The 25,527-nt window shown below is 56.5% G+C and carries 20 protein-coding genes; 9 read left to right on the forward strand and 11 right to left on the reverse strand.

Features of this window, described 5'->3' with window-relative positions:
• The 7 genes from WDB70_RS11870 to tkt all read right to left on the reverse strand — a co-directional run bounded on the left by WDB70_RS11870 (position 1) and on the right by tkt (position 14,387).
• The gene (locus WDB70_RS11870) at positions 1–6,468 is read right to left on the reverse strand and encodes a retention module-containing protein (RefSeq protein WP_406664593.1); all 6,468 of its coding nucleotides are present in this window, start codon (positions 6,466–6,468) and stop codon (positions 1–3) included.
• A gap of 164 nt (positions 6,469–6,632) precedes the next feature.
• Positions 6,633–7,370: a YdiY family protein gene (locus WDB70_RS11875; RefSeq protein WP_406664595.1), complete on the reverse strand. Its 738-nt coding sequence runs from the start codon at positions 7,368–7,370 to the stop codon at positions 6,633–6,635.
• A 53-nt stretch (positions 7,371–7,423) separates the two neighbouring features.
• On the reverse strand, positions 7,424–8,890 hold the full coding sequence (locus WDB70_RS11880) for a thioredoxin-like domain-containing protein (RefSeq protein WP_406664597.1): 1,467 nt from the start codon (positions 8,888–8,890) through the stop codon (positions 7,424–7,426).
• Positions 8,891–8,972: 82 nt separating this feature from the next.
• Positions 8,973–10,037: a class II fructose-bisphosphate aldolase gene (gene fba, locus WDB70_RS11885; protein WP_406664599.1), complete on the reverse strand. Its 1,065-nt coding sequence runs from the start codon at positions 10,035–10,037 to the stop codon at positions 8,973–8,975.
• A gap of 120 nt (positions 10,038–10,157) precedes the next feature.
• Positions 10,158–11,315 carry a phosphoglycerate kinase gene (locus WDB70_RS11890; protein ID WP_406664601.1) on the reverse strand — a complete coding sequence of 386 codons (1,158 nt, stop codon included), beginning with the start codon at positions 11,313–11,315 and terminating at the stop codon, positions 10,158–10,160.
• A gap of 30 nt (positions 11,316–11,345) precedes the next feature.
• Entirely contained in the window at positions 11,346–12,350 is a 1,005-nt protein-coding gene (locus WDB70_RS11895) for a type I glyceraldehyde-3-phosphate dehydrogenase (protein ID WP_406664603.1), read from the reverse strand.
• Positions 12,351–12,395: 45 nt separating this feature from the next.
• Positions 12,396–14,387: a transketolase gene (gene tkt, locus WDB70_RS11900; protein WP_406664605.1), complete on the reverse strand. Its 1,992-nt coding sequence runs from the start codon at positions 14,385–14,387 to the stop codon at positions 12,396–12,398.
• A gap of 262 nt (positions 14,388–14,649) precedes the next feature.
• Between tkt and metK the strand changes: the two genes are divergently transcribed.
• Entirely contained in the window at positions 14,650–15,801 is a 1,152-nt protein-coding gene (gene metK, locus WDB70_RS11905; protein WP_406664606.1) for a methionine adenosyltransferase, read from the forward strand.
• Between the two features lie 42 nt (positions 15,802–15,843).
• Here the strand turns inward: metK and WDB70_RS11910 are convergent, their stop codons facing one another.
• Positions 15,844–16,230: a hypothetical protein gene (locus tag WDB70_RS11910; RefSeq protein ID WP_406664608.1), complete on the reverse strand. Its 387-nt coding sequence runs from the start codon at positions 16,228–16,230 to the stop codon at positions 15,844–15,846.
• An 83-nt stretch (positions 16,231–16,313) separates the two neighbouring features.
• On the opposite strand from WDB70_RS11910, the gene WDB70_RS11915 reads away from it, so the two are divergent.
• The 3 genes from WDB70_RS11915 (at position 16,314) to WDB70_RS11925 (ending at position 19,308) form a co-directional block, all read left to right on the forward strand.
• Positions 16,314–16,787 carry a SprT family zinc-dependent metalloprotease gene (locus WDB70_RS11915; protein ID WP_406664610.1) on the forward strand — a complete coding sequence of 158 codons (474 nt, stop codon included), beginning with the start codon at positions 16,314–16,316 and terminating at the stop codon, positions 16,785–16,787.
• A 117-nt stretch (positions 16,788–16,904) separates the two neighbouring features.
• Positions 16,905–18,572, forward strand: coding sequence for an asparagine synthase B (gene asnB, locus WDB70_RS11920; RefSeq protein ID WP_406664612.1), 1,668 nt, complete (start codon positions 16,905–16,907; stop codon positions 18,570–18,572).
• Between the two features lie 10 nt (positions 18,573–18,582).
• A complete protein-coding gene (locus tag WDB70_RS11925; RefSeq protein ID WP_406664613.1) occupies positions 18,583–19,308 on the forward strand; it encodes a dienelactone hydrolase family protein in 726 nt (241 codons plus the stop codon).
• A 28-nt stretch (positions 19,309–19,336) separates the two neighbouring features.
• On the opposite strand, the gene WDB70_RS11930 is transcribed toward WDB70_RS11925, so the two are convergent.
• Positions 19,337–20,938: an acyl-CoA dehydrogenase family protein gene (locus WDB70_RS11930; RefSeq protein WP_406664615.1), complete on the reverse strand. Its 1,602-nt coding sequence runs from the start codon at positions 20,936–20,938 to the stop codon at positions 19,337–19,339.
• 98 nt (positions 20,939–21,036) lie between these two features.
• Here WDB70_RS11930 and WDB70_RS11935 point away from each other — a divergent pair, with 98 nt between their 5' ends.
• On the forward strand, positions 21,037–22,083 hold the full coding sequence (locus WDB70_RS11935) for an alkene reductase (protein ID WP_406664617.1): 1,047 nt from the start codon (positions 21,037–21,039) through the stop codon (positions 22,081–22,083).
• 63 nt (positions 22,084–22,146) lie between these two features.
• Positions 22,147–22,566: a hypothetical protein gene (locus WDB70_RS11940; RefSeq protein ID WP_406664619.1), complete on the forward strand. Its 420-nt coding sequence runs from the start codon at positions 22,147–22,149 to the stop codon at positions 22,564–22,566.
• Here WDB70_RS11940 and WDB70_RS11945 read toward each other — a convergent pair.
• Both WDB70_RS11945 and WDB70_RS11950 read right to left on the reverse strand, forming a co-directional pair.
• Positions 22,534–23,418, reverse strand: a complete 885-nt coding sequence (locus WDB70_RS11945) for a mechanosensitive ion channel family protein (protein WP_406664621.1) — start codon at positions 23,416–23,418, stop codon at positions 22,534–22,536. The genes WDB70_RS11940 and WDB70_RS11945 overlap by 33 nt on opposite strands.
• Before the next feature lie 10 nt (positions 23,419–23,428).
• A complete protein-coding gene (locus WDB70_RS11950) occupies positions 23,429–23,626 on the reverse strand; it encodes a DUF3185 family protein (protein ID WP_406664623.1) in 198 nt (65 codons plus the stop codon).
• A 189-nt stretch (positions 23,627–23,815) separates the two neighbouring features.
• Here WDB70_RS11950 and WDB70_RS11955 point away from each other — a divergent pair, with 189 nt between their 5' ends.
• The 3 genes from WDB70_RS11955 to WDB70_RS11965 all read left to right on the forward strand — a co-directional run bounded on the left by WDB70_RS11955 (position 23,816) and on the right by WDB70_RS11965 (position 25,491).
• The gene (locus WDB70_RS11955) at positions 23,816–24,424 is read left to right on the forward strand and encodes a DUF924 family protein (protein ID WP_406664625.1); all 609 of its coding nucleotides are present in this window, start codon (positions 23,816–23,818) and stop codon (positions 24,422–24,424) included.
• A 61-nt stretch (positions 24,425–24,485) separates the two neighbouring features.
• The gene (locus WDB70_RS11960) at positions 24,486–24,896 is read left to right on the forward strand and encodes a DUF4399 domain-containing protein (protein WP_406664627.1); all 411 of its coding nucleotides are present in this window, start codon (positions 24,486–24,488) and stop codon (positions 24,894–24,896) included.
• Between the two features lie 19 nt (positions 24,897–24,915).
• A complete protein-coding gene (locus tag WDB70_RS11965) occupies positions 24,916–25,491 on the forward strand; it encodes a uracil-DNA glycosylase family protein (RefSeq protein WP_406664628.1) in 576 nt (191 codons plus the stop codon).
• Positions 25,492–25,527: the final 36 nt, after the last annotated feature.

The following is a 25,527-nucleotide window of genomic DNA, read 5'->3' on the forward strand; positions in this document are numbered from 1 at the left end:
CTAGTAGAGGTGAGTGGGCTGTTCACTGTCTGCAACAGCCTGGGCAGCACTGAAGCTGGTTGTGGTTGTACTACTGCCACTGTCAACCACCAAAGCTCCGGCGTTGAGCAGCCCCTGAATGACATCAGCATTGCTGCTACCGTAAAGGCTTTGTACATCCACACCTTGCAGGATGATGGTCTGATCAGTACCACTACCGTCACCGTTAGCATCAATGTTGATATACGTGTCGCCATTACTCACAGTAAAGCTCAAGTAGCTGTCCAGGCTGCCATTTTCTTCACCAACCAGTAACTGCGCCAAATCGAGGTGGTCATCGCCGATGGTGAAATCGCCGATGGTATCGGTGCCTGTCTCATTGGCCAGCCAGATGAAGGTGTCAGCACCGGTGCCACCAAAGATCAGGTCATTGCCCGGGCCACCATGGATCTGATCATCACCGCCCTGGCCAAAGATAAGGTCATTGCCGAAACCACCGTCAATAACATCGCCCTCGCCCCGCGTATCGCCATCGACGTTCAGGTTCATTGCGTTGGCCTGAATGTAGTTTCGAAGGTCGCTATCGCTCGGTGCAGTACCGTTAAGGTCGGTCAGATAATCAATCAGCCCCTGCAAGCCTGCACCGTCGTGGCTGCCGGCAGGGTTATTGGTCCAGGACAATTGATCGGTATTGATGACGTCACCAAAAATGATGTCATCTCCCCATCCACCCATGATCTGGTCGCCACCAGTGGGGTCAGGATTGATTTGGGTAAAGCCATCATCAAGGGCAGCATCCAGCTCTTGTGGTGAATGGATGATCTCTGCTTCACCAACCGTTCCGGTCACTCCCAGTGGGCCAAAAATGGTGTTGAAGTAGACGGTGTCCTGACCGGTGACGTCGGTATTATCAAAAAATTGCAGGTACTCGTTGTTGACGTTGTCACCAATGCCAATGGCATTGAAGTGCACTAGGTTTTCGCCAGTCAACAGACCCGCACCATTGATTAACGGTGACGCAGCATCAACAGAGTGGCTCATTACTGCATAGTCGGTGCTACCACCAGGGCCTTCATTGTTGCCATAAACAGTGGGGTTACCGTCGGTCAAAAAGAAGGACAGGTTGACGTAGTTATGAGCCGCGTCATAACCACCGCTGACCATGCTATTGAACCAGCTGACCGCATCATTCAAAGCGGCTTCATAGTTGGTTGAGCCGTTGGCATAAAGGTTGTCGATGGCATCCAGCAACTGCTGCACATTGCTGCTGCTCAGCCCCATCACCGTCACGGCAGCCCCTAATGTCGAAGCGAAGGGGATCAACCGGACATTGACAGTACCATCATGGTCTTTTAGCTCATTAGCCAGGCTAACCAGTGCTTCTTTGGCCAAATCCATCCGACTCAGATCGTCTGTGCCGGAATTGGTGGTCATGCTGCCGGAGGTGTCTATCAACAAGGAGATGTTGTAGTTGGTGCCAGGCACATAGATGACATTAACGCCGCCGCTATCACCCACGAGTACATCGCTGCCGTTGGCGCCATCAATGTTGCCGCTGCCGTCGCCGATCACAAAGGGCGTTGCGCTGCCAACAACATCATTGCCGTTATCTCCAACCAGTATGTCACTGGTGCCTTCGTGGGCATCAATAGTGACGCTAAAGTCGCTACCTGTGCTGTCACCGTCCCCGTCAACAACATCAACATGGAAATCGATGAGCTGATCTGATGGCAGAATTTCATTGAAGGTAGAAGTACCTGCTACCCGCACACCAGCATCGCCAATGTTACTGATCTCAACACCGTAGAAGCCGGCAATACCATCTGGCACAACAACGTTGATGGTGCCGCCATCAGCAATGCCAGTGTAATTGAAGACAATCGGGTGATTATTGCCATCAAGCAGCGGGTCACCGTTGGCATCCAGTAAGGTCACCTGCAAGGACGCACTGCCACCGCCCTGAACAGCAAAAGTGAAAGAAGCTTCCTGAATGGCTTTGGTGTCGGTCGGATGTGTGCTGGCATCACCATCACCAGAATCCGCTAACAGGTCATTGTTGCTGTCACTCTGGCCATCAAAATAAGCAACAAAGAGTGATTGGCCGCTGTTCAAGAAATTATTGGCCACACCAATACCAGGCACGCTGGAATTAACGGTGCCGTCAGGCGACGTGAAACGAATATCCGTGTCTAAATTCACATTAGTGGATTTAGCCAGCAGGATCTCTTCTGCCCACAAGGCAGTATTGTTACCCCCATTAGCACCAGTGAAATCAGATGCTTCAACCGTACTGGGGTTAGGCGTTACCAGATGGAAGTCATAGGTGCCATCCGGCTTCAACAGCAAGGTAAAGAATGTCTGAGGTGTCTGTGTGCCATCGTCATACAACACCGTCAGCAATTCACCCTGGTACTGGCCACCGCTGTAGAGATCTTCGCGCGTGGTAGTCACACTGTCACCCAGATCGGTGAGCAACGAGATATTGATACCCGCCGGCGAGTTAATGGGGTTTGCGGTATCCAGACTAAAGCCGTCGGCACCGCTGTCCACTGACCAAGTGCCGGTGTAGTGGCCTGCAGCATTGTCGACAGTAAAATCACTGATCGCTAAGGTTGGTACATCGTCATTGATGGTCAGCTGCACCAAAGCGGTATCGGTATCACCGTCGCTATCAGCCACACTGACTTGAATACCGTTGATGGTAATATTGTCTTCACTGTTCGGATCGGCGTGTGCCAGCGGTGACACCAGTGTCGCGGTAACGGTGGCACTGGTACCGCTCCAGTTGAGGCTGAGCCGCAAGACCTCTTCGCCCCCCTGGCTACCCACCAACTCGGCACCATCCATGCTCCAGACAATATCCAGCAAATTACCGGATTCCGTCACGGTGATACTGGATGGGTCGACAAACATCACACTGCTCAGCGCATCACTGCCGGTCACAATGCTCAAAGTATCACTGCTGTGTTCATTACCCGCGATGCCATCGACCAGCAGGTCATCGTCCAGTTGCAGTGAAATACCATCAGCCGAGAACTGCGGGCCGTCGCCATCTGTGACACTAAAGCTGGTGGCATCACTGTCCTGATCCGTATCACCATCTACAATAGCGATACCAAGACTGACCGGGATCGCCGCCAGGTTATTGGCCTGATTATCATCCGCCGCAAAGGACCAGGTGCCATCGCTGTTGATGGTCAGCACGCCACCATCGACACTGAATGCGTTGCCGTAACTAAAATCACTACCCAGCTGATAGTCCGTGGAAGCGCCAGAACCAAACTGCCAGCTGACCGTGATCTGCCCGGGGCCATCGGCGCCATAACCATGGCTCCAGACGCCCGATAACGCCTCACCTTCTGTGACACTGTTAGCACTGGCACTGACGGAAATGCTCGGTACGTCATCGACGATACTGATGTCCAGGCTGTCAGTGGCACTGGAGCCGTCGTCATCGGTCACCACCACACTGACACTGTCGGTCACATCACCACCGCTGTGGTCGGCGTTCGTTGTCAGGGTGTAGCTGTAGCTGATACTGCCACCACTGGCATCGCCACTGAATCCGGTCAGCACCAGGGTGCCATGGGCGGTCGTGATGCTCAGTGGACTGCTGCCCAAGCTCTGCAGGTCGCTCAGGCTCAAGACCTGACCGCCCACCGTCACGCTTTGCAGGCCATCCACACTGCTGAAACTGAAGCTGCCGCTTTGGGTCAGCGCACCGGCATCCGGACTGGTGCCGTCCGCCAGGTTCGCTTCATACACCACCTGCTCGGCCCCTTCACTGTCCAGCCCGGTCAGCGTGACACCGTCGTCGGTGCCGTTGATCGTCAACGTTAAGGTGGCGCTGCGCTGGTCGCCGTCGGCATCGCTCATGGTGTAGGCAATGCTGAACTGCACCTGCTCGCCACTGGCCATGGCTTGCACCAGTGCGCTGCTGTTATCCAGCACAAAGCTGTAGCTGCCATCGGGGTTTAAGGTCAGGGTGCCGTAGTTGGCGATACTCGGATCGACACTGCCCCACCCCACAAAACTCGCCGGTTGGTCAGCATGACCGTCGTCATTGCTCAGCACATTGCCTTGTGCCACTAAGGTGCCGTCTTCGGTGACGCTGCCACTGTCGTTACTGGCACTCGGTACGTCATCGACGATACTGATGTCCAGGCTGTCAGTGGCACTGGAGCCGTCGTCATCGGTCACCACCACACTGACACTGTCGGTCACATCACCACCGCTGTGGTCGGCGTTCGTTGTCAGGGTGTAGCTGTAGCTGATACTGCCACCACTGGCATCGCCACTGAATCCGGTCAGCACCAGGGTGCCATGGGCGGTCGTGATGCTCAGTGGACTGCTGCCCAAGCTCTGCAGGTCGCTCAGGCTCAAGACCTGACCGCCCACCGTCACGCTTTGCAGGCCATCCACACTGCTGAAACTGAAGCTGCCGCTTTGGGTCAGCGCACCGGCATCCGGACTGGTGCCGTCCGCCAGGTTCGCTTCATACACCACCTGCTCGGCCCCTTCACTGTCCAGCCCGGTCAGCGTGACACCGTCGTCGGTGCCGTTGATCGTCAACGTTAAGGTGGCGCTGCGCTGGTCGCCGTCGGCATCGCTCATGGTGTAGGCAATGCTGAACTGCACCTGCTCGCCACTGGCCATGGCTTGCACCAGTGCGCTGCTGTTATCCAGCACAAAGCTGTAGCTGCCATCGGGGTTTAAGGTCAGGGTGCCGTAGTTGGCGATACTCGGATCGACACTGCCCCACCCCACAAAACTCGCCGGTTGGTCAGCATGACCGTCGTCATTGCTCAGCACATTGCCTTGTGCCACTAAGGTGCCGTCTTCGGTGACGCTGCCACTGTCGTTACTGGCACTCGGTACGTCATCGACGATACTGATGTCCAGGCTGTCAGTGGCACTGGAGCCGTCGTCATCGGTCACCACCACACTGACACTGTCGGTCACATCACCACCGCTGTGGTCGGCGTTCGTTGTCAGGGTGTAGCTGTAGCTGATACTGCCACCACTGGCATCGCCACTGAATCCGGTCAGCACCAGGGTGCCATGGGCGGTCGTGATGCTCAGTGGACTGCTGCCCAAGCTCTGCAGGTCGCTCAGGCTCAAGACCTGACCGCCCACCGTCACGCTTTGCAGGCCATCCACACTGCTGAAACTGAAGCTGCCGCTTTGGGTCAGCGCACCGGCATCCGGACTGGTGCCGTCCGCCAGGTTCGCTTCATACACCACCTGCTCGGCCCCTTCACTGTCCAGCCCGGTCAGCGTGACACCGTCGTCGGTGCCGTTGATCGTCAACGTTAAGGTGGCGGTATCTGTTGCACCCAATTCATCGGTCAGCGTGTAGGTGAAGGTTTCTGTTAAGGTTTCCCCTTCGGCCAACGCCTGAACGACCGGATCGTCGTTATTGAGTACATAGTTATAGCTGCCATCAGCATTCCAGGTCAGTACCCCGTATTGGCCCTGAACGCTGTTGCCATCACTACCGGCAATACCGCTGACTGACAGCTGCGCGCCGTTATCCGGATCGCTGTCAACGCCCGCGCCGTCGTTATCAGTGATGAGGTTGCCGCTCGTTTGCAGAACGGTGTCTTCGCTGACACTGCCGCTATTGGCAGTGGCAATGGGAGCATCATTGGTACCGGTAATGGTCACGGTCAGCGTTGAAGTGCTGGTACCGCCATTACCGTCACTGATTTGGTAGGTGAAGGTTTCCGTCAGTTGCTCACCCTCAGCCAGTGATTGTGCAGCATCGTTATCGAGCTGGTAGCTGTAGGAACCATCGCTGTTCCAAGTCAGCACCCCATGCTCACCTTGCACTGTGCCAGTACTGCTACCATCGATCAGGATCACAGCCAATGGATCGCCATCGGCGTCGGTGTCATTGAGCAGGAGGTTGCCCGTCGCCAGGGTTTGCAGATCTTCTTGTACTGCAGCGCTATCAGGATTGGCGATCGGATCAGTATTACTGGTGGCAATAAAGGCGTCCTGATATTCAGGCGCAGGCCCCAAGCTACCCGGATTGCCGGCCGTATCGTAACCAGCCGAGGCGAGCAAGCTGGCACCGGTACGGGTGAGCGACACATAACCGGAATCACCGCCACCACCGGCCGTGCCGGCAGCAGGAGCGCCCGCTGCCGAAGCCTCAAAGAGCTGAGTCGGGTCCGCACCTTGTAAGATGGCCTGCTGCAGCGCGGCCTGTTCATCAGTAGTGGCAGGAGCAGTCGTGGCAGTGTGATTAACATCAGCAGCCGAAGCGGCAACCAGCCCCATATCCGGCGTACTGGCATAACTGCTTGAGCCACCGTCATCCTGGGCAATAGCAAAGCTGACGCCATCAGAGAACTGTAGCTTGCTACCGGCTTCTACTCTGTCGCCGGGCAGCAATTGCTGCTGCGAGCCATCAGCATTGACCAGCCAGACAACCCCTTTGATGTCAGACAGTAAACCTGCGGACTTGACTGTAATTGTGTTCATACCCACCTCGCTGCGCCAGACTTGCTGGCATGGTTCTGCGAGACGGCGAGGGTGTTATGTACGTGTTATTATGCTCGTCGTCTGTTTATATTTCGTTAACATAAACAAGCATAGTCAAGAAATTGACGCCTAGGCATTAAAAAACCGCCCGAAGGCGGATTTGCCTAAAAACTGTACAGCAATGTGAGGGAAGTCTCAGTATCGGTTTTCGCGGCATCGGCCGGTGCATCTGAGGTGTACTTGATTCGATAGGACACTTTCATGGCGAGGTTATCCATCACGTTAGCCTGTAACGAGGTCACTGACTCACTGATGGTATTGTGCTGGCTCAGACCTATCTCGGTGTTAAGTTCCTGACGAAACAACGCATTGGCTGACACTTTATATTCGAACTTGGCCGCCAGGCGGGCAATTGCGCTGTTCTCAGAGATGTTGCCATCAACGTCGGCAACATCCAGGCGGTTGTAGCGATAACCCAGACCGGCTGAGGCATCAAAGAAAGAGCCATCCTCTTTTTCCCAGAAGCGGTTACCGTAACCGGTCGAGACACTGGCTTGGTAGTTGTAGCCAGAAAAGCGGTCATGGTTGTAGCTACCGCGTACAAACCAGAATTCTTTTTTATTCAGTTTGTAGTCGCCCTGCGCGGAACCACTATAACGCTCAGCCGTTGTCTGTTGATCAGACTTGGTGTAAAGCGACTCCACTGTGTAATTATTACGCCACTGTTCCAGGTTCTGGGTAACGTGCAGGCGAGCTTTCACATTTGTGGATTGTGAGTTACCGGTTGTCACCAATGCCCCCAGCTCCGCTTCCCCTTTCCAGACTTTCTTGGGCGCTTCGCCAGCCAGGGCCGGCTGGGCCGCCAGCAATGCCAGCGCGCTCAGGCTCAGTTTCAGTTTCATCCATCTCTCCTTTGAAAAAAGCGGGCAAAGTTTGCCTGAGCCAGCCACTAAACTCAAAATTTCAGCAGTAAGGGCGAGACGGTTCCCTTGAGCGGATCAACCCATACCACACGGTTGTGATTGGTATCAGCAACCAGTAACCGCTGCCCCACTTTTACCAAGCCACCGGGTTCGTTGAGGCTATCTTTGGGCAATGTCACAGTGCTGACTTGCTGGCTTTGCAGGTTAATAAAGCGCAACACGTCATTGTAGGTATCCGCGACGACCAGCCGCTGAGAGTCCCAGCGCACCACCCCCAGCGCATGTTGCAGCAGCGCTTGCTGAAAGCTGCCGTCTTTGAGGCCAAAGTCAAACAGCCCCTGGCCGACGAGGGTATGCACCCTTTGTTTTTGCAGATCCAGCTGGCGTATAGCTGACGCTTCCGGATCGGCAACCCACAATCGCTGTTGGTCAACAAAAAGTCCTGAGGGCTGATTAAAAGAGGCCTCGCTGAAACTGCCATCGGTCAGTGCCTCACGGCCATTACCTGCCAACACCGACAGCTGCCCCTGTGCTAACTGCCATAGCTGATGACTGCCCGCCATGGCGATCACCAGGCGGCCATCCGTCAAGAACGCCAAGGCCCAAGGCGAGCGTAGCGCTGTTTTTCGGGCTGGCCCACCGGTACTTAGAAACTGTCCCAGTTGGCCGGTACCGGCCACCGTGCTGACCTGAAAATTTCGCAGGTCGATGCGGCGGATCAGGTTGTTCCCCGTATCCGCTACCCACAAGGCCTGGTTATGAAAGACCATGCCCTGGGGCGACGAAAAGCAGGCTTTTGCCGCCGCCCCATCACTAGCACAGGCCCGCCCGGAGCCGACAATCTGAACCACCTTGCCGCTGGGCCGGGCCAAAACAATACGATTATGGCCAGTGTCAGCAATAGCCAGCAGGTCACCACGGGCGGCTACTTTTCCTGGCGCAGCCAGTGGCGTATCGGCAAAACGCACCAATTGCAGTGGCAGCGGTGTAGTGTTGATTTGCCCTTTAAACTCTTGCAGTAATGCTGCCACCACCTTGTCCAGCAGCGCATACTGCCCTTCACCAGATGTCTTACCTACCACCCGGCCGTCCGGTGTCAGGATCACAAACGTCGGCCAGGCATTAACACCATATTGCTGCCACAGGGTGAAGTTCACATCGTTGGCCACGGGGTGTTCTATGCCATAACGGGCAACAATGTGGCGCAGCGTCGACAAGTGCCGCTCATTGGCAAACTTGGGGGAATGCACGGAAATAATGGCCAGTTGGTTGCCATATTTGTGCTCCAGCTTTTTCAAATCGGGCAGCACATGCATGCAGTTGACGCAGCCATACGTCCAGAAATCGAGGATCACGACCTTACCGCGTAGGCTTTGCAGGGTCAGCGGCTTGGCCACATTCAGCCACTGTAATTCCGGGCCAAAGGGCACCGCTCGCTCACGGTAAGCCCCTTGTGCGTTAAACATGATAAGAGACAACACCAGCAGTATCAGACGCATAACAACCTCCTCCGTTAGCCATAGGACCGGCAGCACAGAAAAGATCATTCACAAAAAAGCGGCCACTGGGGCCGCTTGTTGTTCAGTTCACTTTTGGCGCCAGCTCACCGGCTTCATAGCGTTCGGCCATGGCGTCCAGTGACACAGGTTTGATTTTTGAAGCCTGACCGGCAGCACCGAAGGCGTCATAGCGGGCAATACAGATATCGCGCATCGCCGCTGTACTGGCCTGGAGGAATTTGCGTGGGTCGAAGTCACGGGGGTTCCCGGCCAGGAAACGGCGCACAGCACCGGTAGACGCCAGGCGCAGGTCGGTATCAATGTTGACCTTACGCACACCGTGCTTGATACCTTCAACAATTTCTTCCACCGGCACCCCATAGGTTTCCGGCATGTCACCACCAAACTCATTGATCACTTTCAGCCACTCCTGCGGTACCGAGGAGGAGCCGTGCATCACCAGGTGGGTATCCGGAATACGCTGGTGAATGGCCTTGATGCGGTCAATGGCCAGAATGTCCCCTGACGGCGGACGGCTGAATTTATAGGCGCCATGGCTGGTGCCGATGGCAATCGCCAGAGCATCCACAGCAGTCAGTTTGACAAACTGTGCCGCTTCTTCCGGGTCAGTCAACAGCTGGCTGTGATCCAGGGTGCCCTCGGCACCAATGCCGTCTTCCTCACCGGCCTGGCCAGTTTCCAGACTGCCCAGGCAACCCAGTTCACCTTCGACCGAAACACCACAGGCATGAGCCATGGCAACAGTACGTTGCGTAACCTCGACGTTGTAGTCCCAATCCGCCGGCGTTTTGCCGTCTTCTTTCAAGGAGCCGTCCATCATCACCGAAGAGAAGCCCAATTGAATGGAACGCTGGCACACTGCCGGGCTGGTGCCATGATCCTGGTGCATACACACCGGGATATGCGGGAATTCCTCAATTGCCGCCAAAATCAGATGCCGCAAGAAAGGCGCACCTGCATATTTACGGGCGCCGGCAGAAGCCTGCACGATCACCGGCGCGTCCATTTTGTCGGCCGCTTCCATAATCGCGCGCATTTGCTCCAGGTTGTTGACGTTAAATGCCGGCACACCGTAACCATGCTCAGCAGCGTGATCCAGCATCTGACGCAATGAAATCAGGGCCATATAGGGTATCTCCTTGTTGGGTGGACGCTATCTGCGCCTCTTTATATGAAATCGTTTCGATAAGTTTATCAAAGCAAGGCGGCTCGCTGGCCGCCTTGCTTTGACGTTGTCAGTTTCCGCTCAGCCGCGGCTTTCCAGCATCGCCACCGCAGGCAGCGTTTTGCCTTCAACAAACTCCAAAAAGGCACCACCACCGGTTGAGATGTAAGACACCTGCGCCTTCACCCCGTATTTATCGATCGCCGCCAGGGTATCGCCGCCTCCGGCGATGGAGAAGGCATCGGAATTAGCAATAGCCTCGGCCAGCACTTGTGTGCCCTTACCGAACTGATCAAATTCAAATACCCCTACCGGGCCATTCCAGAGAATAGTACCGGCGGATGTCAGCAGTGTGGCAAGCTCAGCGGCACTGGCCGGGCCAATATCGAGGATCATGTCGTCATCAGCCACCTCATCCACGGCTTTCACTGTCGCTTCGGCATCCTCGGCAAACGCCTTGGCGACAACCACATCGGTAGGCAGCGGGATCGTCACTTTCGCCATTAACGTCTTAGCGGTGGAGATCAGATCGGCTTCATGCAACGATTTACCCATCGGCTTACCCGCTGCCGCCAGGAAGGTATTGGCAATACCGCCACCAACGATGACTTGGTCGCAGATATCAGCCAAGCTGTTCAGCACATCCAGTTTGGTCGATACCTTGGAGCCCGCAACAATGGCAACCAAAGGCCGCTTCGGTGCTTTCAGAGCTTTGCCCAAGGCGTCCAGTTCAGCGGCCAGCAGCGGCCCGGCACAGGCTACCGGGGCAAACAGCCCGACACCGTGGGTAGAGGCTTGCGCACGGTGCGCAGTACCAAAGGCATCCATCACGAATACATCACACAAGGCCGCGTACTGTTTGGCCAGGGCCTCGTCGTCTTTTTTCTCACCCTTGTTGAAGCGGACATTTTCCAGCAACACCACTTCACCGGTAGCAGCCTCAACGCCGGCCAGGTAATCGCGTACCAACCGCACTGGCACACCCAGCAAGTCTTGCAGGTAATCCGCAACCGGCTGCAATGAGCTGGCCTGGTCAAAGGCCCCTTCCTCCGGGCGTCCCAGGTGGCTCATCACCAGCACCTTGGCACCACTGTCCAGCGCCCGCTGAATAGTCGGCAGAGCCGCCATGATGCGCGCGTCGGAAGTCACCTTGCCGTCTTTAATGGGCACATTGAGATCTTCACGGATCAATACCCGTTTACCTGCCAGATCCAGGTCGGTCATCTTGATGACTGCCATTATTGTGTCCTCGTCTGTAATTGAAAATGCTTACTGCGCCAGCCAGTGCCGGCTGGTATCAACCAGCCGATTGGCAAAGCCCCATTCGTTGTCAAACCACAGCAGCAATTTGGCCAGGCTGCCATCGGTTACCCGGGTTTGGGTGCCGTCGATGATCACCGAATGGGCATTGTGATTGTGATCCACCGACACCAGTGGGGCGGTGGTGTACTGCATAATGCCGGCAAAACGGCTGCTGGCTGCTGCTGCCAATAACTGATTGATGGCCTCAGCGGTGGTGTTACTGGCCAGTTCCAGGCTCAAATCCAGCGCCGACACATTGATGGTCGGTACGCGGATAGATATGGCCTCAAAGCGGTTTTGAAATTTTGGCAATACCCGGCCAACACCTTTGCCCAGCTGGGTATCCACCGGCACCATCGACTGGCTCATGGAGCGGGCCAGACGCAGGTTCGGCTGATAGCTGTCCAGTACCTGCTGGTCATTCATGGCAGCATGGATGGAGGTGATCAAACCCCGGCGCACCCCAAAGGCAGCGTCCAGCTCCGCCACCACCGGTACTAGACAGTTGGTCGTGCAGGAGGCATTGGACACCACTTTCATGCTGTGACTGAGGCGCTGGTGGTTGATGCCGTAGACAATGACATCATCAACACCGTCATCCGCCGGATTGGCGATCAATACCTTGGCGGCACCGGCCCGCAGGTAAGCTTCCGCCTGCAAGCGGCTACGCACCACACCGGTACAGTCAATCACCAAATCGATCCCCGCCAATGGCAACTGCGCCGGATCCGGTTCGCTCAGCAAGGTCATGGCATGGCCATCAAGCCACATCTGCTGCCCTTCTAGACGAATGTCCACGTCCAGGCGACCGTGGGTGGAGTCATATTGAAACAGGTGCGCCATGGCCGCTGGCTCGGCAATGTCGTTTATCGCCACTACCGCCAGCTCATGCAGTAATTGCCGTTCATGTAGCGCCCGTAACAAGCCTCGGCCGATGCGGCCAAAGCCGTTGATGACAACCTTATAGGTCATGTCTGTCCTTTACTCGAAGGGCAGGCCGAGGCCTGCCCTGGCAACTCAAAGTGCCTCGGCTACCGCCACTACGTTATCCACAGTAAAGCCGAAGTGCTTGAACAGGTCAGCCGCCGGAGCAGATTCACCGAAGCTGTGCATGCCGACCACGGCGCCGTTGAGGCCAACGTACTTATACCAGTAGTCCGCGATCAGCGCTTCTACCGCCACCCGCTTGGTGACAGCGCCAGGCAGCACGGCTTCTTTATATTCTGCACTTTGGGCGTCGAACACGTCCGTTGACGGCATGGACACGACACGTACCGCGCGGCCTTTTTCAGTCAGCACCTTGGCTGCATTGAGCGCCAGTTCGACTTCCGAACCGGTGGCAATGAAAATCAGCTCCGGTGTGTCCTGACAGTCGGCAATGACGTAGCCGCCCTTACGCACATCCGCCAGCTGCTGAGCGTTACGCGCCAAACACGGCAGGCCCTGACGGCTGAATACCAGTGCGGTGGGGCCATCTTGACGCTCCAGCGCGTGCTGCCAGGCCACGGCGCTTTCAACAGTGTCGGCCGGGCGCCACGTGCTCATGTTGGGGGTCATACGCAGGCTGGCCACCTGCTCAACCGGCTGGTGAGTCGGACCGTCTTCACCCAGGCCAATAGAGTCATGGGTATAGACGAAGATGCTACGCTGCTTCATCAGCGCCGCCATGCGCACGGCATTACGGGCATATTCCATGAACATCAGGAAAGTTGCACCGTAGGGAATAAAACCACCGTGCAGGGCAATGCCGTTCATGATGGCGCTCATACCGAACTCGCGCACGCCGTACCAGATGTAGTTACCGGAGGCATCATCAATGGTCAGCGGCTGAGAGCCGGACCACAACGTCAGGTTGGAGCCAGCCAGGTCAGCACTGCCGCCCATCAGTTCCGGCAGCTCTTTGGCAAAGGCTTCAATGGCGTTTTGTGAGGCCTTACGGGTGGCAATTTTTTCGCCTTTTTGCTGGCACTGCTCAATGTACTGCTGCGCTTTGGCAGCAAAGTCTGCCGGCAGGTCGCCGCGCTGGCGACGTTGGAATTCAGCAGCCAGTTCCGGGTGCGCTGCCTGGTAAGCGGCAAAGCGTGCATCCCAGTCACTTTCTTGTTGCTGGCCTCGGGCTTTAGCATCCCAGCCGGCGTAGATGTCGTCCGGTACCTCAAATGGCCCGTATGGCCAGCCCAGAAACTCACGGGCGGCCTTGATTTCATCTTCGCCCAGCGGGGCGCCATGGCAGTCGTGGCTGCCAGCCTTGTTGGGGCTACCGAAACCAATAATGGTTTTGGTGATGATCATGGTCGGACGGCTGAGGTCAGCACGCGCCTGTTCTACCGCAGCTTTAATCGCCTCAGCATTGTGGCCGTCAACATCCCGTATAACCTGCCAGCCGTAGGCTTCAAAACGCTGGGCAGTGTCGTCGGTGAACCAGCCTTCCACTTCCCCGTCAATGGAGATGCCATTGTCGTCATAAAACGCAATCAACTTGCCCAGCCCCAGGGTTCCTGCCAGCGAGCAGGCTTCGTGGGAAATGCCTTCCATCAGGCAGCCGTCACCGAGGAACACATAGGTAAAGTGGTCAACAATGTCATGCCCCGGGCGGTTGAACTGCGCCGCCAGGCTCTTTTCTGCAATCGCCATACCCACGGCATTGGTGATGCCCTGCCCCAGCGGCCCGGTGGTGGTTTCTATGCCCGGTGCATAACCGTACTCCGGGTGCCCCGGGGTTTTGCTGTGCAACTGTCGGAATTGTTTGAGATCGTCGATGCTCAGGGCATAGCCACTGAGGTGCAACAGCGAATAAATCAGCATCGAGCCATGACCATTGGACAGCACGAAGCGGTCACGGTCCGCCCAGTTTGGGTTCTGCGGATTGTGTTTGAGAAAATCATTCCACAGCACTTCGGCAATATCCGCCATACCCATGGGGGCACCGGGGTGGCCGGAGTTGGCTTTCTGGACTGCATCCATGGACAGGGCGCGAATGGCATTGGCAAGCTGGCGACGGGACGGCATCAACATCTCCTGGGGGTTAGGCTCAGGGCAAAAAATTGGCCTTATTTTCGCCCAGAACCGCCCCGGGGGGCAAATCACTGCGGCTTTAAAGTAGCGCAGCAATAGTCTTTAATGGGGGCCATCACAGGCCGGAGATTTTTTGCACAGAAGTACTGGCGTCTGGACGTCTATCTGTGTAATATCGCCGCCCTATTTTGGGGGCCTGCTGCGCGCTCATGCACATCAGGCTTTTCTTACCGACATTCAATGAGTTGAGTGGGAAATGAGCAGACGTCTTTTTACTTCCGAGTCCGTATCTGAAGGCCATCCTGATAAGATTGCCGACCAAATTTCCGACGCTGTGCTGGACGCCATCCTGGCGCAGGACCCCAAGGCCCGCGTTGCTTGCGAAACCTATGTTAAAACCGGCATGGTCATCGTTGGTGGTGAAATCACCACCTCAGCCTGGGTTGATATCGAAGATCTGGCTCGTAAAACCGTGCGCGAAATCGGCTACACCAGCTCCGACATGGGCTTTGACGGCGACAGCTGTGCGGTACTCAATGCCATTGGCAAGCAGTCTCCGGATATCGCCATGGGGGTTGATCGTTCCGATCCCTATGAGCAGGGCGCCGGCGATCAGGGCCTGATGTTCGGCTATGCCTCCAACGAAACCGACGTGTTGATGCCGGCGCCGATCACCTACGCGCACCGTCTGGTTAAGCGCCAAGCGCATGTACGTAAGTCCAAGGAGCTGTCCTGGCTGCGCCCGGATGCCAAATCACAGGTCACCTTCGTCTACGAAGACGGTAAGCCCGTGGCCATTGACGCAGTAGTACTGTCGACTCAACACAGCCCTGATATCGACCAGCCAACCCTGCGCGAAGCGGTGATGGAACACATCATCAAGCCGGTGCTGCCAGAAGAGTGGCTGACCGCCAAGACCAAATATTTCATCAACCCGACTGGTAACTTTGTGATCGGCGGCCCCATGGGTGACTGTGGCCTGACCGGCCGTAAGATCATCGTTGATACCTACGGCGGCATGGCCCGTCACGGTGGCGGCGCTTTCTCCGGTAAGGATCCGTCCAAGGTGGACCGCAGTGCTGCCTACGCCGCGCGTTATGTGGCCAAGAATATCGTTGCCGCCGGCCTGGCTGACCGCTGTGAAATCCAGGTGTCTTACGCCATTGGCGTGGCTGAACCGACCTCCATCTCGGTGGAAACCTTCGGTACCGGTAAAATCGACGAAGAGCGCATTGACCAGCTGGTGCGTGAGCACTTCGATCTGCGCCCCTATGGTTTGATTCAGATGCTGGATCTGAACCGGCCCATCTACCAACCGACTGCCGCTTACGGCCACTTTGGCCGCGACGAGTTCCCCTGGGAAAAAACAGACAAAGCTGACGTGCTGCGCGAAGCCGCCGGCCTGTAACAAGAAAGGCGCCGCAAGGCGCCTTTTTCATGACCAACGGGCTTACTCGTCGTTAGCGAGGCTGGGATCAGAGCGAAAATGCTGGCGATCCGCCCCCGTAGCGCTTTCATTACACTCGCCACTTAGCTGCGGCTTTCCTTCAACCCAGTCGCGACTAATGATCATATAGCCTGTGCGGCAATAGCCATTTTCTTTGAGTAGGGCATCCAGTGCCTGGGTCAGCGGTTTGTCACCCTCATCATCCTGGCGCTGTTGCCGATGCTGGTTATTCGCCATCATTGATGCAGCAGGCCCCGGATCGGCCAGCGCAATCACAAAGCGCTTGGAATTATCAGGTGCAATATAGGTGTTGAAATACGTAGCCGGTAATGGCCCGGTGCCGGCACACGCAGCCAACAGCAAGGGCGAAAACAACAACAGGCGTTTCATGAGCGCTCCAATATGGCAGTGCCATAGAGTTATCATGCTTTATCCAGGCAAGCACCAGACAACGGCATCAGGAACAGCAAAACGTGATCGATACCGCCATCACTGAACAGGTTGAAAACTGCTTTGAGCAGGCTGAAAGCCAGCTCGCTCGCACCTTTGTACGGCCACAGGTGCGTTGTGATCTGCGTGGCCGGGCGGCAGGCCAGGCCCGCAGTGACGGCGTATTACGCTTTAACCTGCACTTTTACCGGCAAGATCCAGCACGGTTTTTGCGCGAGGTGGTTCCCCACGAAGTCGCGCACTGGTTAGTCTGGCAGCTTTATGGCCACAAAGTTCGCCCCCATGGCTACCAATGGCAGGCGTTGATGCGCCAGCTCTTTGCTCTGCCCCCTAAACGCACGCACGACTTTAGCCTGCGCGAAACCACATATCTTTATCGTTGCCGGTGCCAGACACATCAGCTGAGTGTGCGGCGCCATAACAAAGTGCAGCGGGGCACCGGCCAGTACTGTTGCCGCCACTGCGGCGCCCCCCTGGCCTTTGCCGGTAACGCCTAAATCAACCCGGCCAGTCACCTTTTCTTGTCAAGCAGGGGCAGGTAATGGCATGTTCAATGCGTCATTAACAACAATAATGATCATTACCATGCGACCTTGACCTGACAGGAAATAACCATGTGCTCTATTTTCGGCATTCTTGAACTTAAATCAGATCCCCAGACATTGCGCCAGCAGGCTCTGGAACTGTCCAAAACCCTGCGCCACCGTGGCCCTGACTGGTCCGGAATTTATGCAGATGACAACGCCATCATCGCGCATGAGCGGCTGGCTATTGTCGATATGAATAATGGCGCCCAGCCGCTGTTCAATGCCGAACGAAATCATGTCCTGGCGGTTAATGGTGAAATTTACAATCACCGGCAGATTCGCCAACGCTATCAACAGCAATATGCCTTTCAGACCGAGTCTGATTGCGAAGTGCTACTGGCGCTATATCAGGATAAGGGGCCAGCCTTTCTTGATGAGCTGAACGGCATCTTCGCCTTTGTACTGTACGACGCAACCGACAACAGCTACCTGATTGGCCGTGACCATATGGGCATCATCCCGCTGTATATGGGATGGGATCAGCAGGGCAACTTCTACGTGGCCTCGGAAATGAAGGCGCTGACACCGGTCTGTAACCGGGTAGAAAGCTTTCCTCCCGGCCATTACCTCAGTTCAAAAGACGGCCAGTTGACCCGCTACTACCAGCGCAACTGGCAGGATTTTGCGACAGTCCAAGACAATCGCAGCAGCGTGACCGAGCTGCGCCAGGCACTGGATGCAGCGGTGAAGCGGCAGCTGATGTCAGATGTGCCCTATGGGGTGCTGCTGTCCGGTGGCCTGGACTCGTCAATCATCTCCGCCTTGGCACAATTACATGCTGCCAGGCGTATCGAAGACGATGAACAAAGCCCGGCCTGGTGGCCACGCCTGCACTCTTTTGCCGTTGGCCTGGAAGGCTCGCCGGATCTGGCCGCAGCCCAGGCAGTAGCCGAGCACATCGGAACTGTCCATCATGAGTTGCACTTCACCGTACAGGAGGGCCTTGATGCACTTCGGGATGTGATTTATCACCTGGAAACTTATGATGTAACCACCATTCGTGCTTCAACACCGATGTACCTGATGGCACGGAAAATCAAGGCGATGGGTATCAAGATGGTCCTCTCTGGTGAGGGTTCTGACGAATTATTTGGCGGCTATCTGTATTTTCACAAAGCACCGGATGCCCGCGAGTTTCATGATGAAACCGTACGCAAACTCAGCAACCTGCATCTGTTCGACTGCCTGCGCGCCAACAAATCCATGGCCGCCTGGGGCGTGGAAGCACGGGTGCCTTTTCTGGATAAAGAGTTCATCGATGTGGCCATGCGCCTCAACCCCAGCGACAAAATGTGCGGCCAGGGCAAGATGGAGAAACATATTCTGCGCGAGGCCTTTGCCGACCTACTGCCCGAGGCCGTGGCCTGGCGGCAGAAAGAGCAGTTTTCCGATGGCGTCGGTTACAGCTGGATAGACAACCTGAAAGCATTAACCGCTGACAGCATCAGCGACCAACAAATGGCAACAGCCCGTTTCCGTTTTCCCGTGCATACACCGGAAACCAAAGAAGCCTATTATTACCGGCAGATTTTTGAGGAACATTTTGGCAATCTGGACACCGTGGTGACAACAGTGCCGCACGGTAAGTCGGTAGCCTGTTCCACCCCCGCCGCTCTGGCCTGGGACGAAGCGTTTCAGCACAATGCTGACCCCTCCGGGCGGGCCGCCAAGGGCGTGCATAACCAAAGTTACTAGGGAGACTGACATGCAGGAGATCGTGGTACAGGCCCAGCCTTATGAGCTGGACGGCGAACCCTTTGAGGGGCAGTTGCTTTACGTCAAAGGCGCGCAGCCCAGGCGAGCTCTGCTGATGGCCCCCAACTTTTTTGGGGTCAGTCAGAGTGCAATTAAGCTGGCCCATGACCTGCTGACCGAGGATACGGTGATCCTGATCCTCGATCCTTATGGCAAAGGGGTTCATCCGCAGGATGCCGAGCAAGCCATGGCCGCCATGAGCAGCCTGCGTGACGATTACAACAAGTTACGCAAGCGCCTGGAAGGGGGTGTGCAAGCCTTGGCGATGGTAGCCGAAGAGCTGGGGATCGGTGCCAATAACATGGCAGCCTTTGGCTTTTGCTTTGGTGGTGGCTGTGTACTGGAACTGGCCCGTATGGGCGCCCCTTTGAAGGCCTTTATTTCCTTCCACGGCTTGCTGGAAACCCCTGAACCGAGCAGCAGTGAAACGCCCAAAGGGCCGGTATTGGTGCTTAACGGCGCCGATGACCCGATGGTTTCTATCGACAGCCGCTTGGCTTTTGAGGAAGAAATGGCCCAGGTTGGCGCTGACTGGCAGGTAGTCAACTTCGGCGGCGCCGTGCATTCGTTCACTGACCCAGAGGCCAACGTGCCAGGGCGTAGCCAATATCATCCGGTGGTGGCCAGACGCGCCTTCGCGATGATGTATGACTTACTGGACGAAGTGTTCCGCTAAGTAAAAGCCCGCGCTAAGCGGGCTTTTTTCATACCTCAGGGCAGGCCCGGTGCAGCAGTAGCGCCACATCCGTTCGCGCCGGCAGAGTACCGTAATGCAGGCTACGGCCGGCTAAACGGGATTGTATAAAAGCACGTGCTACTTCCTCCGGCCCCTGGCGTAGCAATAAAGCCCCCTGCAGGGTCAGTGCCAGTAGTTCGGTAATGTGCCGTGCTTGCGCCACTAGAGGCTTGGCCAGCAGCTGCTGTAATTGCTGCCAGGCACTGGCCAGTAAAGGTTCGTCACTGAGTGCGGTTGTCAACTCGGCTTGCCATACTGCCAATGCCTGTGGTGTTTTCGTCAGCACCCGCAAAACATCCAATGCCTGAATATTGCCGGAGCCTTCCCAGATAGCATTTATCGGCGCTTCCCGATACAAACGCGCAGTGATGAACTCTTCCATCACACCATTACCCCCCAGACACTCCATGGCCTCATAGGCATGCTGCGGCGTGCGCTTGCAGATCCAGTACTTTCCTACCGCCGTGCCGAGGCGCACCAGTAGCTGTTCGTGTTCGTCCTCGGGTTTATCCAGCGCCCGCGCCAAGCGCAGGCTCATGGCCAGGCTGCCTTCCACTTCCAGTTGCAAGTCCGCCAGTACCGCCGCCATCAGTGGCTGCTCGCTCAGGTGCGCGCCAAACGCCTTGCGGTGCCGGGCATGGTGTACGGCCTGTAATACCGCCTGACGCTGGCTGGCACTGGAACCCAACATGCAGTCAAAACGGGTCAGCGCCACCATATCGATGATAGTACGCACCCCTTGCCCTTCATCACCCAGTCGCCAGGCTTGGGCACCCCGCAGTTCCACTTCACTGGAAGCATTGGCCCTATTACCCAGTTTATTTTTCAAGCGCTGCAGTTCCAGTGGGTTTTTGGCGCCTTGCCACCAGCGCGGCACCAAAAAGCAGCTCAAACCTCCCTCGGCCTGCGCCAGCATCAGGAAGCCATCTGACATTGGCGCCGACAAGAACCATTTGTGGCCAATCAGCTCATAGCTGCCGTCAGCCTGGCACTGTGCCTGGGTTTGATTGACCCGCACATCAGAACCGCCCTGTTTTTCGGTCATACCCATGCCCAGCGTCAGCCCCTGCTTGGCACCAACAGGCTGATTGCTCGGGTCATATTGATAGTGCAACAGTTTGGCAAACCAGTCCGGTTTGTATCGACGCAGTACCGGAGCAGCCGCAAAGGTCATGGTCACCGGACAACCATGGCCGGGCTCTACCTGCGCATGCAGGTAATATTGCGCCGCCCGCAGCAGTTGACTGCCACCGTCTTGCCAGGGGCTGGCGTGCAAGCCGCTACTCAGGGCTTGGGCCATCAGTTGGTGATAACTGGGGTGGTAATGAACCATATCCAGGCGGTGGCCATAGCGGTCATGGGTGTCCAGTTGCGGTGGGTGGGCATTGGCGGCAAACCCCAAGGCAATAGCCTCGGCACTACCACTCCAGCGCCCGTACTGACGCAATGGTGCCAGTAATGCCTGGCCGCCATTAGCCGCCAGCGCGTCCTGCAGGGCCAGATCCAGCCTGACCGGATCATAGTCCAGCAATGCCGGGCTCTGATTGCTGACCTGATGGGTTGGCGCCATATTCCCTCCGAAAAACCGATTGTCTGTTCAGAGTAAATTGATCTTGCAGCGCATCGGACCAGTGGTAATGTGATAGCAATCACAAAAAAGGAGTTCACATGGTCGACCGCAGTATCCTGTTCAGCCCTTATCGCCTGAACGACACCTTGACCCTGAATAACCGTATTGTCATGGCTCCCCTGACCCGCTGCATGGCGGCAGAAGGTTTGGTGCCCACCGCCGAGATGGCCGCTTACTATGCGCGTCGCGCCGATGCCGGCCTTATCATCAGCGAAGCCACTATCATCCGCCCCGATGGCCAAGGCCACCCCAATGTGCCGGGCATTTTCACTGCGGCTCAGATAGCCGGCTGGCAGCAGGTAACCGAGCGGGTTCATGACGCCGGTGGCAAAATGTTCCTGCAGTTATGGCACACCGGCCGGGTGGCCCATTCTTTTTACTCTGGCTTGCCGCCCGTGGCCCCTTCGGCGATCGCCTACGACGCCACAGTACCGCGCCAACGTGAGTTGCACTACGAGCAACCCAAAGCACTGAGTGTTGAGGATATCCAGCAACTGCTGCGTGACTATGCCCAGGCCGCCAAAAACGCCATCAAAGCTGGTTTTGATGGCGTCGAGATCCACGGTGCCAACGGTTACCTGATTGACCAGTTTCTGCACCATGACACCAATCAGCGTGACGACCAGTACGGCGGCAGTGCTGACAATATGGGCCGCTTTGCCCTGGAAGTCGTCGATGCCGTGATTGAAGCCATTGGTGCTGAGCGCACTGCCATTCGCCTGACACCGGGGGCTTACACCAATATGGCAGCAGATGCCCGCGACCGCGCGGTATTCGATGCCTTGCTGCCCAAACTCAGTGACCGCAAGCTGGCCTACCTGCACCTGGGGATCTTCGATGACAGCCTGACCTTCGATTTTCTCGGTGGCCGCGCCAGCCGTTACCTGCGCCAGCACTATCAGGGTACTTTCATCGGTGTGGGCGGTCTGGATGCTGACACCGCCGCCACCGATATTGCCGCCGGCCACATCGACTTGGCGGCCATCGGCCGACCTTTTATCGCCAACCCCGATTACGTCAGCAAAGTCCGTGAGGGGAAAGCTATCACCCCCTACGACCCCAACATGCTGAGCACCCTGAACTGAACAAAGCGCGCCCTTGGCGCGCTTTTTATTGCCTACACTCAATAACAGATCACAGGAGGAACAATGGAACATCAGGATCGCCGACGCGCCCTTAGCATCCGTACCCAGCACCTGTGGCAACGGGCGCTGCACCAGCGTGTCCATAGCTATCCCTTGTGGTGTGCCCAGCAGGTGGTAGAACACCTCAATGGCACCGCCACCATGCCGCCTGACGCCTTGTGTCAGGCATTGGCTGAACAGGGCTTTTTACTGGAGTTGAGTTGGGGCGATGAACTGCGTTACCCGGCTTTTATGGTCGCAGAAGGGGAAATATTCGAGCAGATGCCAACACTGCTGTCGTTGCTTAATCAGCGGCTGGATACTGAAGTGGATCGTTACCTGTGGCTGACGCAATATCAACCAGAGCTGGATGCCACCCCGGCCGAGCTGCTGGCCAGCCGGGAAGGGCGATTAGTGCTGTTGGGTTTTGTCAGCGCCGACTAGTTCCACCTGCACTTTATCCAGATGCAGGTCCCGTTGTGGGAAGGCGATCACTATACCAGCGTCTTTACAGGCTTTATCCAGCGCAAAGCGCAGATCCGATGATACCCGCCGCAAGTCCATCGGCACCCTGGCTGCAACCCAAAATAGTAATGTCATCACCAGGGCGTTATCGCCAAAGTCTTCGAACAGCACTTCCGGTGGTGGCCGCTTTTCTATCTGCTGATGCTCGCTGGCAGCCGCCAGCATGATCTCCCGCACCTTGCTGATATCCGAGCCGTAAGCCACACCCATGGTGACCGCACCGCGCACCTGCGATGAGATCAGCGTCCAGTTGACAACCCGCTGCTCCAGAAAATAGGAATTAGGCACCAGCACATGCACACCGTCGACCCGCCGCACCCGCACACAGCGGTTGCCAATGTCTTCTACCCGCCCCTTTTCCTGTTCCAGCTCGACGGTGTCACCAATACGGATCGGTTGTTCCACCAAGAGGATCAGCCCGGAAATGAGGTTATTGATGAGGTTCTGGGCCCCAAAGCCGATACCAATGGCCACCGCTCCGCCAAGCAGGGCAAAGACGGTAACCGGAATACCGGCAAAGGGCAGGGCCAGTAGGACAATGGTAAGGTACAGCACATAAGACACCAGCTTTTGCACTACATGGGCGCCATTGGCACCAAGGCGATGCATCAGCCGTTTGGCCAGCCAGTGCACCAGCCCTTTCACCAGCACAAAACCGACAATACAGATCAGCAGTGCAACCACCACCTGCCCTAAGGTGATGTGGGTATTGCCACTGTGATAAAGCGACAGTGTCCAGAGGTTGCTGATGTCCTTGGGCCAGCCGGTCATGGTATCTCTCTTAGCGGCGCAGCAAACCAATCAGCCCCAGCACGCCACAGACCGCACCGGCGATGTACAGCGTCATGGTGCGGCTATCCATCTCACCGGTTAACTGCGCGGTAATTTCCTTATTCAGGGTCTGGCTTTCTTTATAACCCCAAAACGCCAGGCCAATACCGATGATAAGCAGCACTAAGCCAATGATTTTTCCATTCATTTTGCACATTCTCCCGAGACTAATCAGAAATACCCTAGGGAGACTAGCATACACATCGTAAAAACTGATTAATAGAACATCGCGGGGGGCACTGCCGGCTCAATGACGCTGCATGAACACGGCGTCACAACTCACTTGCCGCCGCCCTTGGCACCGGTTAAAACCATGGTGGGCCATATGGAGAGCGCCATGAGTAATTTTGATGACATTCTCGGTTTCTGGTTTGGCACCCTGGATAAAGACGGCATGGCTGATCATTGGCACCGCCAGCGCTGGTTCAGTGGTGGTGATGACCTGGACGAAGAAATACGCCAGTTGTTTGCCACCGATCTGACCCATGCTAAAGCCGGAGACTACGATGACTGGCCACAAACCCCTGCCGGTCGGTTGGCACTGATTGTGCTGCTTGACCAGTTCAGTCGTAACATCTTCCGGGGGCAAGCTGAGGCTTTTGCCGCCGATCCGCTGGCCCAGGCACTGGTCGAAGAGGGGCTGAGTCGTGGCCATCAGCACAGCCTGCCCTTAGCTCATCAGCTGTTTTTTTATATGCCGCTGATGCATGCCGAAGATAAAGCACTGCAAGCGCTGTCGGTAACCGCCTTTGCAAGCCTTCACCGGCAAGCCCCAGAGAACCTGAAACCGGTACTGGCACAAAGCCTGCACTTTGCACAGGAGCACCAGGTCATCATCCAGCGCTTTGGCCGCTTCCCCTACCGAAACCGGTTACTAGGGCGCCCCAATAGCACGGAGGAAAACACCTGGCTGGCTAAAAATCCTGGTGGTTTTGGCCAAGGCTGAACTTGCCAGCGCCGCGACGGTCACTAACAAAGAACTGTTCATGAGTCATAGGAGTACAAAGATGAAAAAAGTAATACTGGCTGCTGCAACCTTGCTGCTTTCAGCCTCGGCCATGGCCACCAAAGCCCCGGCACATGTTAGCGAATACATCATCTCGCCACAGGATGGCGCTACCGTCAGCAAAACCTTCACCGTCAAGTTTGGCCTCTCCGGCATGGGCGTGGCGCCGGCGGGTATTAATGTTAAAAACACCGGCCACCACCACCTGTTGATTGACCTCAAGCAGCAGCCGGATCTCCATAAACCTCTGCCCGCCAACGCCCATATCCGTCACTTCGGCGGTGGCCAGACCGAAACCCAGATCACTTTGCCGCCCGGCAAACATACCCTGCAGCTGATGCTCGGGGACTATATGCATGTACCCTTTAGCCCGGTGGTGGAATCTAAAAAAATCACCGTCTACGTTCAGTGACAATAGCCACAACACCGTTATGACCCTGACAGCACTGCTCAGCGACGTACGTGCGTGCCAGCACTGCCAGGGTTTGCCTCGCGGCCCCTGGCCGGTGATACAGATTGCCGCCAGCGCGCGGTTACTTATCATCGGCCAGGCACCGGGCACCCGCGTTCACGAAACGGGTATCCCGTTTAATGACCCTTCCGGCGATCGCCTGCGCCAGTGGCTGGGCTTGGAGCGCCGTGGCTTTTATGACGCCAGCCAGGTTGCCATCATGCCGATGGGCTTTTGCTACCCCGGCAAAGGCAAAAGTGGTGATTTACCACCACGCCCGGAATGCGCCCCAACCTGGCATCGAGCCTTACTGGCTGCCATGCCGCAACTGGCCTGCATACTGCTGGTTGGCCGCTACGCTCAGGATCACTACCTGGCTGACCGCCGCACACTGACCTCGCGGGTACAACATTTTGCCGACTATGGCCCGCGGTTTTTTCCATTGCCGCACCCCAGTCCGCGTAACCAGTTATGGCTAAAGAAGCACCCGTGGTTTGCTGAGCAGGTATTACCGGCCTTACAACAACGCCTGGCACCACTGAACCTACAGCCCTGACCACCGGACGTTATCGCCGTGGCATGGGTGTTCCTG

The organism is Gallaecimonas aegicerasi, from assembly GCF_045291545.1.
Classification (GTDB): domain Bacteria; phylum Pseudomonadota; class Gammaproteobacteria; order Enterobacterales; family Gallaecimonadaceae; genus Gallaecimonas.